At 68.2% G+C, this 13,293-nt stretch carries 12 protein-coding genes; 9 read left to right on the top strand and 3 right to left on the bottom strand.

The window, feature by feature from the left end; all coding sequences use genetic code 11:
• Window positions 1–57: 57 nt before the first annotated feature.
• Window positions 58–1,446, bottom strand: a complete 1,389-nt coding sequence (locus M2283_RS37415; protein ID WP_280880941.1) for an APC family permease — start codon at window positions 1,444–1,446, stop codon at window positions 58–60.
• Between the two features lie 106 nt (window positions 1,447–1,552).
• Between M2283_RS37415 and M2283_RS37410 the strand changes: the two genes are divergently transcribed.
• Window positions 1,553–2,602, top strand: a complete 1,050-nt coding sequence (locus M2283_RS37410) for a 4-hydroxy-3-methylbut-2-enyl diphosphate reductase (protein ID WP_280880940.1) — start codon at window positions 1,553–1,555, stop codon at window positions 2,600–2,602.
• A 29-nt stretch (window positions 2,603–2,631) separates the two neighbouring features.
• Complete coding sequence (ppgK, locus tag M2283_RS37405; protein ID WP_280880939.1) at window positions 2,632–3,387, top strand: polyphosphate--glucose phosphotransferase; 756 nt, start codon at window positions 2,632–2,634, stop codon at window positions 3,385–3,387.
• A 491-nt stretch (window positions 3,388–3,878) separates the two neighbouring features.
• On the opposite strand, the gene M2283_RS37400 is transcribed toward ppgK, so the two are convergent.
• The gene (locus M2283_RS37400) at window positions 3,879–4,481 is read right to left on the bottom strand and encodes a DUF6542 domain-containing protein (RefSeq protein WP_280880938.1); all 603 of its coding nucleotides are present in this window, start codon (window positions 4,479–4,481) and stop codon (window positions 3,879–3,881) included.
• Window positions 4,482–4,697: 216 nt separating this feature from the next.
• On the opposite strand from M2283_RS37400, the gene ychF reads away from it, so the two are divergent.
• From ychF to M2283_RS37385, 3 genes are all read left to right on the top strand, one after another.
• Window positions 4,698–5,786: a redox-regulated ATPase YchF gene (gene ychF, locus M2283_RS37395; protein ID WP_280880937.1), complete on the top strand. Its 1,089-nt coding sequence runs from the start codon at window positions 4,698–4,700 to the stop codon at window positions 5,784–5,786.
• 208 nt (window positions 5,787–5,994) lie between these two features.
• Window positions 5,995–7,413: an ATP-binding protein gene (locus tag M2283_RS37390; RefSeq protein ID WP_280880936.1), complete on the top strand. Its 1,419-nt coding sequence runs from the start codon at window positions 5,995–5,997 to the stop codon at window positions 7,411–7,413.
• 218 nt (window positions 7,414–7,631) lie between these two features.
• Window positions 7,632–8,339, top strand: a complete 708-nt coding sequence (locus M2283_RS37385) for a response regulator transcription factor (protein WP_280880935.1) — start codon at window positions 7,632–7,634, stop codon at window positions 8,337–8,339.
• 6 nt (window positions 8,340–8,345) lie between these two features.
• On the opposite strand, the gene M2283_RS37380 is transcribed toward M2283_RS37385, so the two are convergent.
• A complete protein-coding gene (locus tag M2283_RS37380) occupies window positions 8,346–8,951 on the bottom strand; it encodes a TetR family transcriptional regulator (protein ID WP_280880934.1) in 606 nt (201 codons plus the stop codon).
• A gap of 460 nt (window positions 8,952–9,411) precedes the next feature.
• Between M2283_RS37380 and M2283_RS37375 the strand changes: the two genes are divergently transcribed.
• From M2283_RS37375 to M2283_RS37360, 4 genes are all read left to right on the top strand, one after another.
• Window positions 9,412–10,926 (top strand): DHA2 family efflux MFS transporter permease subunit, encoded by a 1,515-nt coding sequence (locus M2283_RS37375; protein ID WP_280880933.1) that lies wholly within the window; start codon window positions 9,412–9,414, stop codon window positions 10,924–10,926.
• Between the two features lie 31 nt (window positions 10,927–10,957).
• The gene (locus M2283_RS37370) at window positions 10,958–11,611 is read left to right on the top strand and encodes a TcmI family type II polyketide cyclase (protein ID WP_348538954.1); all 654 of its coding nucleotides are present in this window, start codon (window positions 10,958–10,960) and stop codon (window positions 11,609–11,611) included.
• 123 nt (window positions 11,612–11,734) lie between these two features.
• The gene (locus M2283_RS37365; RefSeq protein WP_280880932.1) at window positions 11,735–12,418 is read left to right on the top strand and encodes a hypothetical protein; all 684 of its coding nucleotides are present in this window, start codon (window positions 11,735–11,737) and stop codon (window positions 12,416–12,418) included.
• 374 nt (window positions 12,419–12,792) lie between these two features.
• Complete coding sequence (locus tag M2283_RS37360; protein WP_280880931.1) at window positions 12,793–13,224, top strand: nuclear transport factor 2 family protein; 432 nt, start codon at window positions 12,793–12,795, stop codon at window positions 13,222–13,224.
• The last annotated feature ends 69 nt before the right edge of the window (window positions 13,225–13,293 follow it).

The following is a 13,293-nucleotide window of genomic DNA, read 5'->3' as shown; positions in this document are numbered from 1 at the left end:
GGCGGGACGGAGGTCGGGGTGGAGGTCGGGACGGACGGGCGGTCGCGGGGGCGGCGGTCAGGAGGCGTTCTCGTCCCGGGGAGTGTTCTCGTCCCGCCCCCGTTGGGCCACCAGTACCGCCAACCCGATCGCCAGCCACACCGCGCCCACCACCTGGGCCGTCACCGAGGCCTCCACGATCACCGCGATCGTGATCGCCGCTCCGACCACCGGCATCAGGACGTGCCGCCACCAGATGGCCGGGCCGCCGGCCCGGCGGACCGCGAACCAGCTCACCACGCTCGCGTGCAGGAGGGTGAAGGCGGTCAACGCGCCGATGTCGACCACCGAGACCAGGTGGTCCATCCCGTCGTCCCGGCGGGCCGCCCAGACCGCGGCGACCAGGGTGATGACGGCGGCGCAGAGGAGGGCGACCCGCGGTACCCCGGAGTCCGTCTTCGACAGCGCCCGGGGCAGCCTCCGCTCCCGGCCCATGGCGAACAGCAGCCGCCCCGCGGCCGCCTGCCCGGCCAGCGCCGCGAACGCCGCCCCGAGCGCCTTGCTCACAGCCACCAGATCGTGCAGCCAGGTACCGACGGAGACGTCCACGGCGTCGTAGAAGGCCGTGCCCTGCTTGCCCGGATCGGCGGCCAGTTGGGCGGACGTCGTCGGCTCCAGGAGCGAGACCAGATACGACTGCGCCACGAACAGCACGCCCGCCAGCGCCAGACAGAACAGCACCGCCCGGGCGACCTTCTCCGACCCGCCCGTGACCTCCTCCGCGAAGGACGCGATCGCGTCGAAGCCGAGATACGACAGCACGGCCACCGACACCGCGCCGATCACCGCCGACAGCGCGAACGCCCCCTGGGTGCCGTCCCCGGACAGCGGCGACAGCCACCCCCGCTCGGCCCCGTCCCGCGCGAGCACCACCACCGCGGAGACGACGAAGATCAGCAGCACCACGATCTCCATCGCCAGCACCAGAAAGCCCACCCGGGCCGCGGCCCGTACGCCCCACAGGTTCAGCAGGGTCGTGACGACGACCGCGATCGTCGTCCACACCCAGCGCGAGACCTCCGGGACCAGCGAGTTCATCGCGATCCCGGAGAACAGGTACGCCACCGCCGGGATGAGCAGGTAGTCCAGCATCGCCATCCAGCCGGCGACGAACCCCGCCTCCTTGCCGAGCGCCACGCGCGCGTAGGCGAACACGGAGCCCGCCAGGGGAACCACCCGCACCATCTGCGCGTAGCTGAAAGCGGTGAACGCCATCGCGATCGTCGCGACGATATAGACCAGCGCCACGGCCCCGTGCGACTTCGCGTCCAGGGTGCCGAACACGCCGACGGGCGCCATCGGGGCGATGAACAGCAGCCCGTAGACGACGAGATCCCGGAACCCGAGGCTCCGCCGCAGGTCGTGCCCCGCCTCGTCCGTTCGTGCCGCCGTGCCGGTCCCGGACATCGTGCCTCCGCCTGTGCCTCGCCCGTCGAGTCGTTCCCCACCCCTCCCACCGCACGGCCAGTCTCCCCAAGAAGGCGATCTTTGACCCGTCGGGCGCGGCCTTACGATGGTTCACATGACTGCTTCGCCTGGCCGCCGTGTCCTGCTCGCCGCCCCCCGGGGCTACTGCGCGGGTGTGGACCGCGCCGTGATCGCCGTCGAGAAAGCCCTTGAGCAGTACGGGGCTCCGATCTATGTCCGGCACGAGATCGTGCACAACAAGTACGTCGTGCAGACCCTCGAGAAGAAGGGCGCCGTCTTCGTCGAGCGGACGGAGGAGGTCCCCGAGGGGAACATCGTCATGTTCTCCGCGCACGGCGTGGCCCCCGTCGTCCACGACGAGGCCGCGCGGGGCAGGCTCGCCACCATCGACGCGACCTGCCCGCTGGTCACCAAGGTCCACAAGGAAGCCGTCCGCTTCGCCAACGACGACTACGACATCCTCCTGATCGGGCACGAGGGCCACGAGGAGGTCATCGGCACCTCCGGCGAGGCCCCCGACCACATCACCCTGGTCGACGGCCCGGAAGACGTCTCCAAGGTGGAGGTCCGCGACCCGTCCAAGGTCGTGTGGCTCTCGCAGACCACCCTCTCCGTCGACGAGACCATGGAGACGGTCGACGCCCTCAAGGGGAAGTTCCCGCAGCTCATCTCCCCGCCCAGCGACGACATCTGCTACGCCACCCAGAACCGCCAGCTCGCCGTGAAGCAGATGGGCGAGGAGGCCGAGCTGGTGATCGTGGTCGGCTCGAAGAACTCCTCCAACTCCGTACGGCTCGTCGAGGTCGCCAAGCTCGCCGGTTCCCGCGAGGCCTACCTGGTGGACTTCGCCGACGAGATCGACGAAGCCTGGCTGGAAGGTGTCTCCACGGTCGGCGTCACCTCCGGCGCCTCGGTGCCGGAGATCCTGGTCGAGCAGGTCCTGGAGTGGCTCTCGCAGCGCGGCTTCGAGGACGTCGAACTGGTCAGGGCGGCCGAGGAGTCCATCACGTTCTCCCTGCCCAAGGAGCTGCGCCGGGACCTGCGGGACGAGGCGGCAGCGCTGGTCGCCGAGCGCGGTGGATCCGGTACGGGATCTGGTTCGGGATCCGGTTCGGATGTCGCCTCCGCTGAGTGACTGTCAGTCCATCGTCGTAACGTAGAGCCATGCAGATCTTCGGTGTGGACATCGGTGGGTCCGGGATCAAGGGCGCCCCTGTTGATTTGGACAAGGGCGACCTCGCGGAGGAGCGCTTCAAGGTGCTCACTCCGCACCCGGCGACGCCCGACGGGGTGGCGGACGGCGTCAAGGAGGTCGTCGAGCACTTCGGCTGGACGGGCCCGGTCGGGCTGACGTTCCCGGGCGTGGTGACGGGCGGGTCGACGATCCGTACGGCGGCGAACGTCGACAAGAGCTGGATCGACACGGACGCGCGCGTGCTGTTCAGCGACCGGCTCGGCGGGCACGACGTGACGGTCGTCAATGACGCGGACGCGGCGGGCGTCGCCGAGATGGCCTTCGGCGCGGGCCGCGACCGCAAGGGCACGGTCATCCTGCTGACCTTCGGCACCGGCATCGGCAGCGCGGTGTTCGTGGACGGCGTCCTCGTCCCGAACACCGAGTTGGGCCACCTGGAGTTGCACGGCCACGACGCGGAGACGCGCGCCTCCAGCAAGGCCAAGGAGGACGGCGAGCTGACCTGGGAGCACTGGGCGCACCGTGTCCAGAAGTACCTGGCCCATGTCGAGATGCTCTTCACGCCCGAGCTGTTCATCATCGGCGGCGGGGTCAGCCGCAAGGCCGACAAGTTCCTGCACTTCATCGAGGACATCAAGGCGGAGATCGTCCCGGCGCAGTTGCAGAACAACGCGGGGATCGTGGGCGCGGCGATGCACGCGGCGGGCGGGGACGGCGGCCGGTAGGCGCGGTTCGGTCTGGTGGGCAGCGGCTGGTGGGCGGCGGTTCGGTCGGGTGGCCGGTGGGTGACGGTCTGGTCGGGGCGCCGGCAGTGGGTGGCGGGGCTCCGGTCGGGTCATCGGCGGTCGTTGGGTGGTGCTTCCGTCAGGTCACCGGCGGCCGGTAGGGACAGTGGCCGGGGCCGGGGCCGGGGGCGGGACGATGGTCGGCAGGCGCCCTTCCGGCGGCCGACGGCCTTCCGGTAGGCGGTCGTTCGGGTCAGGGCATCGGCTGCTGGCCCGTGTGACCGGCAGGGACGGCGGCCGGGCGGGACGACGGTCGGTAGGCGGCCATCCGGCGGACGATTGTCCGGCAGGAGGCATTCCGGTGGGCGGCCGTCCGGGTCAGGGCATCGGCGGCCTGCCCGTGTGACCGGCCGGGACGGCAGCCAGGTGGGACGGTGGTCGGTAAGCGGCTAGCCGGCGGGCGGTTGTCCGGCAGACGCAGTCCGGTCGGGTCACCGGCGGCCGGCCCGGGCCGCCGCCGTGCGATGGCGCATCAGTTGGATCTTGCGGGCCGACGCGATCAGGCCTGCGACGAGGGTGCCGCCGTAGAGCCAGCCGGCCTGGGTGGCGAGGGCCGTCACCAGGCCCATCAGGCGGCCGAGGATCCCGCCGTTGCTGTCGGCGACGGGCAGCAGGCCGGCGGCGAAGGCGATCGGCACGACGACCGGGGCGGTCACCAGATCGCCCCGCCGCACCCAGCACGCGGTCAGCACGCACACCGGCAGGAACAGCACGCCGTAGACGGTCAGCGACGCCCCGAACAACAGCGCGTCCAGGCAGCCGAGCACGAACATCACCGCCCCGCAGAACAGCCCGCCGCCCAGTCCCGTCAGCCGCGGGTTGGGCATCCGCCGCACGGCCTCGACCAGCGGCGGACCGGGCCGGCGTACGGGCGTCGTCGGGCGGGCGACCGGGCGGTCGGCGGGGCGACGCTGCCCGGGGCGCGCACCGCCACTCCCGCTCCTGTCGCTCTCGCCGCGGGTCGCCTGCGGGGGCAGTGGGGGTGTGCCGCGTCGCGGTCCGTGCTGCGGGGGTCGCGTCCTGTGTTGCTCCACTGGACAAACTTAGGTCGGTTTATGTGCCGAATCGCTTCCGGGACACGCCGGAGGGCGGAGCTTGGCCAAGCGTTCGACTGGTAGCCGGGGCGGGGGTGGGTACGCCGTAGACTGGTGGATCGGCCCGCCCGCGCACCGAAGAAGGACCGGGCCCGCAACCCCAGTGCCAGCCCAGTCCCAGCCCCCTGATGTCTCTCACGTACGGGAAGTCGCAACGTGTCGCTCACGATCGGAATCGTCGGTCTGCCGAATGTCGGCAAGTCGACCCTGTTCAACGCCCTGACCAAGAACGACGTGCTCGCGGCCAACTACCCGTTCGCCACGATCGAGCCCAACGTCGGCGTGGTCGGCGTCCCCGACGCGCGCCTGGCGAAGCTGGCCGAGATCTTCTCCTCCCAGAAGATCCTCCCGGCGACCGTCGACTTCGTGGACATCGCGGGCATCGTGAAGGGCGCCTCCGAGGGCGAGGGCCTGGGCAACAAGTTCCTCGCGAACATCCGTGAGTCCGACGCGATCTGCCAGGTCATCAGGGCCTTCAAGGACGAGAACGTCGTCCACGTCGACGGCAAGGTCTCGCCCAAGGACGACATCGAGACGATCAACACCGAGCTGATCCTCGCCGACCTGCAGACCATCGAGAAGGTCCTTCCGCGCCTTCAGCGGGAGTCGCGCATCAAGAAGGACATCGGCCCGAAGGTCGCGGCGGTCGAGGCGGCGCAGGAGATCCTGGAGAAGGGCGACACCCTCTTCTCCGCGGGCATCGTCCAGGGCTCCGGCAACGAGGAACTCCTCCACGACCTGCACCTCCTGACGACGAAGCCTTTCCTCTACGTCTTCAACGTCGACGAGGACGAGCTGGTCGACGAGGACTTCAAGGTCGAGCAGCGCGCCCTCGTCGCCCCCGCCGAGGCGATCTTCCTCAACGCCAAGCTGGAGGCGGACCTCGCCGAGCTCGACGAGGAGGAAGCGATGGAGCTCCTGGAGTCGGTCGGCGTCGAGGAGCCCGGCATGACGACCCTGGCCCGCGTCGGCTTCGACACCCTCGGCCTCCAGACCTACCTCACGGCAGGCCCCAAGGAATCCCGCGCCTGGACCATCAAGAAGGGCGCCACCGCCCCCGAGGCCGCCGGTGTCATCCACACCGACTTCCAGAAGGGCTTCATCAAGGCGGAGGTCATCTCCTTCGCCGACCTGGTGGAGATGGGGTCGGTGGCGGAGGCCCGGTCGAAGGGCAAGGCCCGTATGGAGGGCAAGGACTACGTGATGCAGGACGGGGATGTCGTGGAGTTCAGGTTCAACGTCTGACCTGGATCGACATATCTGACCCGGATCGACCCGTCCGACCCGGATCGACAGGGGCCCGGCTCTTCGGAGTCGGGCCCCTCGTTCTGCCCGTGCCGGGATGCCGGTGAGGTCACCTTCGCCGGATCACGGGTGACAACTGGCGAAGGATGTCTACTAACGTCTACGTTAGTAACGTTGTCGTTAGTGTCATGCGTGGAGGTCGGCGGGCATGGTGGACTTTGTAGGCCGTCGGCATGAGCTGGCGACGTTGGAGCGAGAGCTGCAGAAGGTGGCGGCAGGGGTCGGCGGGGAGCGGCCCGGTCGGTGCGTGATGTTGCGTGGGCGGCGACGGGTGGGCAAGTCGCGACTGGTCGAGCGGTTTGCGGAGCGCTCCGGTGCCCCGTTCTTGTTCTACGCGGCGACCGGTGCGTCCGCCGGGGATGATCTGGCGCGACTGGCCCGGGACGCCCAGGCATCGACGCTGCCGTTGGCGGGGCTGGTGGCCGCCGCGCGGCCGGAGAACTGGGATGCCGCGTTCGACGTGCTGGCCGCGGCGCTGCCCGCCGACCGGGCGAGCGTGCTGGTCATCGACGAGGTGCCGTACCTGATGGATGCCGATGGCGCCTTCGAGGGGATGCTGCAACGGGCCTGGGACCGGGTGCTGGAGACCAAGCCGGTGCTGCTGGTCCTCATCGGCTCCGATCTGTCGATGATGGAGGCCCTGAACAGCTATGGACGCCCCTTCCATCAGCGCGGCCGGGAGATGGTGCTGGGACCGCTGAACCCCGCCGAGGTGGGGCAGATGCTCGGGTTGGAACCGGCGGAGACCTTCGACGCCGCGCTGGTCACCGGCGGGCTGCCGCTGATCTGCGCGGAGTGGCCGCGAGGCGCGGGGCTGTGGGACTTCCTCGGCGAGGCGCTGAGCGACCCGGTCTCGGCCCTGCTGGTATCGGCCGAGCGCTCGCTGGCCGCCGAATTCCCTCCGCAGGCTCAGGCGCGTACGGTGCTGGCGGCCATCGGCAGTGGTGAGCGGACCTTCACCAACATCGCCCGCGCGGCCGGCGGGATCGGGGCCACGCCGCTGCAGCGAGCGCTGGAGCTGCTCACGAACAAGCGGATCGTCGCCGCGGAGCTGCCCGTGTCGCTGCGCCCGTCGAAGGATCGCCGCTACCGGGTGACTGATCCCTACCTGCGGTTCTGGCTCCACCTGCTCGGCCCGTCCATGGAAGAGATCGAGCGGGGGCGGGGGGATCTGACCTTGGCGCGCATCCGGGAGAGCTGGACCAGTTGGCGCGGCCGGGCGATCGAACCCCTCATCCGTGAGGCGCTCGCTCGGATACTGCCCGACGACCGACTCCCCGCGGCCCCCGTGGTGGGCGGCTACTGGACCCGCACCAACGACGTCGAGATCGATGTCGTCGGGGCGGACCGCGCCCCCATCGCCAAGGAGCTGCTCTTCGTCGGCTCCATCAAGTGGCTGGAGCAGTCGCCCTTCCACCGACACGACCTGGCAGCGCTTCATCGACACCGGGCCGCCCTCACCGGTGAACCCGTTCCGGTCATGGCGGTCTCGCGAAGCGGAGTGGACTGTCCGGGGCTCGATGCCGCCTACGGCCCCGGCGATTTGCTGGCCGCCTGGCCGCTGTGAGTGGCAGGTGGCCGCGTTTTACGGAATCAGGTATTCCGGAAAAGCGTCCACTTTCTCCCATGTTGATTTTACGATCTCTTAGGGCATTCTTTGTTGTTGCGTGAGTCGCCTGGGTGATTGCGGCACTTCACTGTGAGCGTCACGAAAACCATTGAAACGGGGAGCGAGCTCATGTGAGGCTAGACGTTCAACCTACGGAGATTTTGGGGGAGATTTCTATGGGATTGCCGCTGCCATCCGCGGCTCCGGAGATGTGCGGGGATGCTGGTCCCTGGACGATCCTCGTCGTCGAGAGCGATGAGGTGAACAGAGAGATCCTCGTGGCCGATCTGTCCCGAAGCGGACAGAATGTGCGAGCCGTGGAAAGTGGTGAGGAGGCGCTGGAAGGCGCCGCGGAATCCGACCTCGTGCTGCTCGGGATGAAGCTGAAAGATCTTGACGGGCTCCACGTGTGCCGACTGCTCCGCGCCGCCACGGACACTCCCGTCATCTTCATCGGCTCCGCTGCCTCGGAGCTGGACACCGTGCTGGCCCTGCGGGCCGGCGGCGACGACTACCTGGCGCGACCGTACCGGCTCCGCGAACTCATGGCGCGTATCGGTGCGGTCATGCGGCGGGCCCACACCTGCACACAGCTGCCTCCTTTTCTGGAAAGGGGCAAGCTGAGAATCGACGTGCAGAAACGGGAAGTGACGTATGGCGGGCGTTCTGCACGGCTGACGCTCAAGGAATTCGACCTTCTTCTTCTCCTCGCGCGGAATTCTGGGAGAGTTATTTCACGGGATGAGATAGTCAGCGAGGTCTGGGGTAATTCCTGGTCGCAGCGGACGATCGACACTCACGTGAGCAATCTGCGTTCCAAACTGGGTGACCGCGGCCTCATAGTGTCGGTACGGGGCGTGGGGTTCATGCTGGCCAAGACCTGACCGCCCCTACTCGGCGGCCATGGCCGTGGGTTTCCGGTCGGCCGTGGTACCGAAATCCGCCCAGCCGTACCGCAACCGCTCGAAGACCGCCTGCAGATCCGCCGGTGAGTGATCGCCGTAGGTGGCGAGGAAGTTGGCGTCCAGCACGAAGCGGGCGAGCGTCGTCGCGAGCAGATCGTGCTCCGGGATCCCGGCCTCCTGCGCCAGGGTGGCGGCGAGGCTCGCCTCCCAGTTGCGCCGCACCCGGCCGGCGTACTCCAGCAACGCCGGTGTGGACTTGACGAGTTCGACGAAGTCCTCGCCGGACGGGCCGTCCGCCGTGGGTTGCGCCACGGGCATCAGGTGGGCCTCCAGCGCGTCCAGCATCGAGACGCCGGCGGCGCGGTCACGGACCGCCGCCGTCAGCGCTCGGTCGTACTCGTCCTCCGCGTCGAAGACCAGCGCCTCCTTGCAGGGGAAGTACGCGAACAGCGTGCTCACGGCGACTTCCGCGGCCTCGGCGATCTCCGCGACGGTCACGTTCTCGAATCCGCGCTCGCGGAACAAGGTGAACGCGGTGTCCGCCAGGCGCTTACGCGTCTGAGCCTTCTTCCGCTCTCGCAGTCCCGACACTCAGGCACCCTCTCGCAATAGGGACGTCTCGCTCCATGGTCCGGCGACGACCCTGCTTGGCCCTGGATCTTCAGTGGAACGGGCAAGCGGGTTCCCCGGCGCTGGAAAGCGCCTCTGACCTGCAAATATGCGAGTGTCCAGATCGTGCTGGGCGCGGAATCAGGGGCGCCTGTCCGCTGAGTGAGCGTACAGGGCCCGACCGCGGTCTGTCTGTGACCGTCAGCGAGAAGAGGCTGGTCGGGGGCGCGTTCGCCCGGTCTCCGGGCCGTTGACCGACCCCTGCGGCCGTCCTCCTCGTACCCCATGACACCCCATTTGACCTGCCCTTTCGCAGGATCGTGCGGCTTTGCGTCCGCATCTTTCAAGAGCGAGGCCGAAAGTCGAGTCCCTCGACATTGACACGCCCGAGAATCTCGTATCTACTCTGAACTCGTAGTTACTTCGAAAATTTGGGGAGCTCATGGAAGTAACAGCCACGCGCCGATGGCTGGCCCTCGGTGCACTCGCTCTGGCGATGCTGACCGTCGGACTCGACATGACGGTGCTCAACATCGCCCTGCCCACGCTCGCCCGCGACCTGCACGCCGGCACCGCCGCACTCCAGTGGTTCAGCACCGCGTACACGCTGACGCTGGCGGGCGTGATGCTGCCCGCCGGTGCGCTCGGCGACCGGTACGGGCGGAAGAAGTTCGTGTTCGGCGCCCTGATCCTGTTCGGCGCCGCCTCGATCTGGTGCGCGTTCGCCTCGTCGGCGGGCGAGCTGATCCTGGCCCGCGTCCTGCTCGGCGTCGCGGCGTCGGTGCTGATGTCCCTGTCCATGGGGATGATCCCGGTGCTGTTCCCGGACCCGGCCGAACGCGGTCGGGCCACCACCGTGTGGATCACGGCGGTGACCCTCGGCATGCCGCTGGGCCCCATCGTCGGTGGCCTGCTGCTCGACCGCTTCTGGTGGGGCTCGGTGTTCCTGGTGAACATTCCGACCGTCATCATCGGCGCGCTCGCGGTGGGCCTGCTGGTGCCGGAGACCCGCAGCAAGACCCGCCGGCCCATCAACCTGGTCAGCGTGGTGCTGTCGGCGGCCGGACTGGTCGGTCTCACCTACGGTCTGATCCGCTTCGGCGACAAGGGCTGGGGCGACGGCACGGCCTGGCTGACCTTCGCGGCAGGCGTCGTACTGATCGTGGCCTTCGTCGCCTGGGAACGGACCCGGGAACACGCCCTCGCGGATCTCAGCCTCTTCGGGGACCAAGGATTCCGCATGGGCACCTTCTTCCAACTGACCAACGCCTTCGCGATGTTCGGTCTGTTCTTCACCATCCCGCTGTACTTCCAGTCCGTGCTCGGCGTCGATTCGCTCGGCAGCGGCCTGCGCATGCTCCCGATGATCGGCGGCCTGCTGGTCGCCTCGAACTTCCTGGAGGGCCTGCGCGACAAGATCGGCCTCAAGCTGACCCTGATGGTCGGCTTCGGGGCTCTCGCGATCGGGATGGGCCTTGGCGCGACGACCGACATCGACACCTCGTACGGATTCGTCGCCACCTGGATGGTCATCGTCGGCCTCGGTATCGGCCTCGTCCTGCCCACCTCCATGGCACTGGCCGTCGGTGCGCTCACCCCCGAGCGGGCCGGCGCCGGATCGGCCCTGCTGTCGGCCCTGCGTCAGGCCGCCGGCACCACCGGCGTGGCCGTGCTCGGCACCGTGCTGTCCACCCGGTACCACTCCGAACTCGGCACGCTCAACCGTGAGCCGATCTCCGACGGCGTCGGATCCGGCGTGGCCGTCGCCGATTCGCTGGGCGACCAGTCGATGCTCCACCACGTCCAGACGGCCTTCCTGAGCGGCATGGATCTCCTCCTGGTCGTCTGCGCCGGAATCGCGGTCGTCGGCCTCCTTCTCTCCGCGGTGGCCACCAGGAGCAGTACCAGCGAATCCGGGGCGAAATTGCCCGAGTCGGAGACCGCGTCGGTCGCGTGACCGAAAACCGATACTCTCCCACGAGGAAGTGATGAACATGCGCAGCATGGTTACCGTCTCGAAGATGGATCGGAACTCCATTCCCGAGGTCTCGAAGCTGTTCGCGGAATTCGACAGCACGGAGATCCCGGGCCTGATCGGACTGCACCGCCGTCAGCTGTTCATTCACCAGGACGTCCAGGTTCACCTGTACGACTTCGTCGAGAAGTCCGACCAGGCCGCGCTCGAAAAGGTCAAGTCCGACCCGCGTATGGCCCGGCTCTCGGTCGACCTCCAGCCGTTCGTCGCGCCGTACGAGCCCGAGACGTGGAATTCTCCTGCGGATTCCGCGGCCTCCTGCTTCTACAGCTGGGAGGGGGAATCGCTCGAGAGCGCGGGGCCGACGGGGACCACCGTCACCGTCGCCCGGATGGAGCCGGACGCGATTCCCGACGTTCAGAAGATCTTCCGGGAGTTCGACGCCACCGCTCAATTGCTGGGAATCCGTAGGCGCCAGCTGTTCGCCTTCAAGGATCTGTGCATCCACATTCAGGACCACGCCGGTCTCAATGACGCGGATGCCGCGCAGAAGGCCGCAGCGGACATCTGGTTCGGCCGGGTGCTCCAGGACCTGCCGCAGCTCGCCCCCCAGGAGCCGACGACCGACCTCCACGCGAGCCGCTTCTACGGCTGGGCGGCCTCCTGAGGTGATGAGCTCCTGACCGCGCCGGACCGGCCGGCGCGGTCAGCGGCCTTGCCCGATGAGCGTCGAGGAGCGCGGGAACGCGTGAGGGAACCCATGGCGGATGCGACGGGAGGGACCACTTCTGTGACGGACAGGATCGCTTCGGTCGCGGAGTCGTACGAGGAGCCGCGCACGGAGTCACCGCGGAGCCGCACCGCCACCGCGGCGCTGTGCAAGGGGCAGCCGGGCATCGAGCGCCGTGTGCTGGAGACGCTGGTCGAGTACGCGCGGGACGTCGCGCCCCTCGACGGCTGCCTCCTCGGTCTCCGCGCGGCCTCGGCGGGCCCGGCCTGCCTGCACCTGGATACGGAACCGTCCCTCCTCGGTTACCTCGTCCACCGGCTCTGCCCCGCCGTGGTGGGCGCCGACGAACGGTTGGTCGGTGTGCCCGGGCTGCGGCTCGCGCACAGCCGGCCGGGCCGCCTCGAACTGCGCCGCCGCGACGGACACGGGCGTCTCGTCCTTCATCTGGACGCCGTGGGCGAACGAGCCCTGGGTGACTGGGACCGGGACCGGGCCGCCGTCTACCGGGGCGGCCGCAGTGTCCCGGGCGCGCCGGCCCCCTCCTCCTGCCGCGAACTGCGCAGCCTGGCAGGACTCCATCCCTCGGAACGGGAAGCGCTCCGCCGCGCCGCCGACACCGCCGCCGACGCCACGGTCGATGCCGAGCGGAGCCGAGAACTGCGCCGGCTGGTACACGATCTGCCCGCCCTCCCCGACGCACACGCCTGCTCCGACACCCTGCGGATCGAGCGAAAGCTGCCCTGACCTGCGGTTTCACGTGCTCGACGAAAGGCGAGTCGGTTCAAATGTGGAGCCGCGAGAATTTACTAGCGACTCTTATTCCGATGTGGCTCCGGTTCGTGTACGCTGGCTGTGCCGAGAGCGGACGTCAACGGGGGCGTGTCGGTGTGCATATCCGCAAGGCTTGGTTCGGTTTTGAAGTAAATTACCGACGGCGACGTCGCCCCCTCCCATGATTCCTGATGGCCGCGCGCGGAACGTCAAGAAACATTAACGAACCCCTGTGGTTTCGTGAGTTTCACCGGCGGGATCGGTGTTTCGTGAATTCGATCCGCGGTGACGCCAATCACATAGATCCAGTTGTGGTTGCCTGGCCAAGGGGGAAGCTGGAGGGTGGGATGGTGAACGTCAGACAGTCGAACGGGGAAATCAGTGAACTTCTCGACCGTTATGTTCTGGGGCTCGACTACGACAAACTAGACGACGAGTGGGCGAACGGACTTTTCGCCGACGACGTGGTCATCGAGTTCCCGATCAGTCGGCACATCGGTATTGGCGGTCTCGTCGAATACCATCAAAGGGCGCTGGCGATGTGGGCCAGAACCCATCATCTGAACACGCCGTCAATCGTGAACGTCACGGGCGAGCGTGCGTCCCTTCGCGCGAACATGACGTCGGTGCATGTGCACCACGAGCGCGAGGGCGAGACGCGACCGCACTATGTGTCCGGCACCTACGTCACCGGCGACGCGGTGCTCACCGAACGAGGCTGGCGTCTGTCACGTCTTTCGTTCGATCTCATATGGAAGACCGGCAACCCGCCGGACTGAGTTGGGTGGGCATTTATGCGATCAGCACAGATGAAACTGAGTTCTCAACCAGAGATACTCGAAACCCAC

The organism is Streptomyces pseudovenezuelae, assembly GCF_029892565.1.
Classification (GTDB): domain Bacteria; phylum Actinomycetota; class Actinomycetes; order Streptomycetales; family Streptomycetaceae; genus Streptomyces; species Streptomyces pseudovenezuelae_A.
The sequence above is the reverse complement of the archived record's forward strand: the minus strand, read 5'-3'. Positions and strand labels throughout refer to the sequence as shown.

Excerpts from the sequence above, each read along its gene's own strand:
- M2283_RS37415 (WP_280880941.1), bottom strand. The coding sequence starts at position 1,446 with ATGTCCGGGACCGGCACGGCGGCACGAACGGACGAGGCGGGGCACGAC.
- M2283_RS37410 (WP_280880940.1), top strand. The coding sequence starts at position 1,553 with ATGGTTCACATGACTGCTTCGCCTGGCCGCCGTGTCCTGCTCGCCGCC.
- ppgK (WP_280880939.1), top strand. The coding sequence starts at position 2,632 with ATGCAGATCTTCGGTGTGGACATCGGTGGGTCCGGGATCAAGGGCGCC.
- M2283_RS37390 (WP_280880936.1), top strand. The coding sequence starts at position 5,995 with ATGGTGGACTTTGTAGGCCGTCGGCATGAGCTGGCGACGTTGGAGCGA.
- M2283_RS37385 (WP_280880935.1), top strand. The coding sequence starts at position 7,632 with ATGGGATTGCCGCTGCCATCCGCGGCTCCGGAGATGTGCGGGGATGCT.
- M2283_RS37375 (WP_280880933.1), top strand. The coding sequence starts at position 9,412 with ATGGAAGTAACAGCCACGCGCCGATGGCTGGCCCTCGGTGCACTCGCT.
- M2283_RS37370 (WP_348538954.1), top strand. The coding sequence starts at position 10,958 with ATGAACATGCGCAGCATGGTTACCGTCTCGAAGATGGATCGGAACTCC.
- M2283_RS37360 (WP_280880931.1), top strand. The coding sequence starts at position 12,793 with ATGGTGAACGTCAGACAGTCGAACGGGGAAATCAGTGAACTTCTCGAC.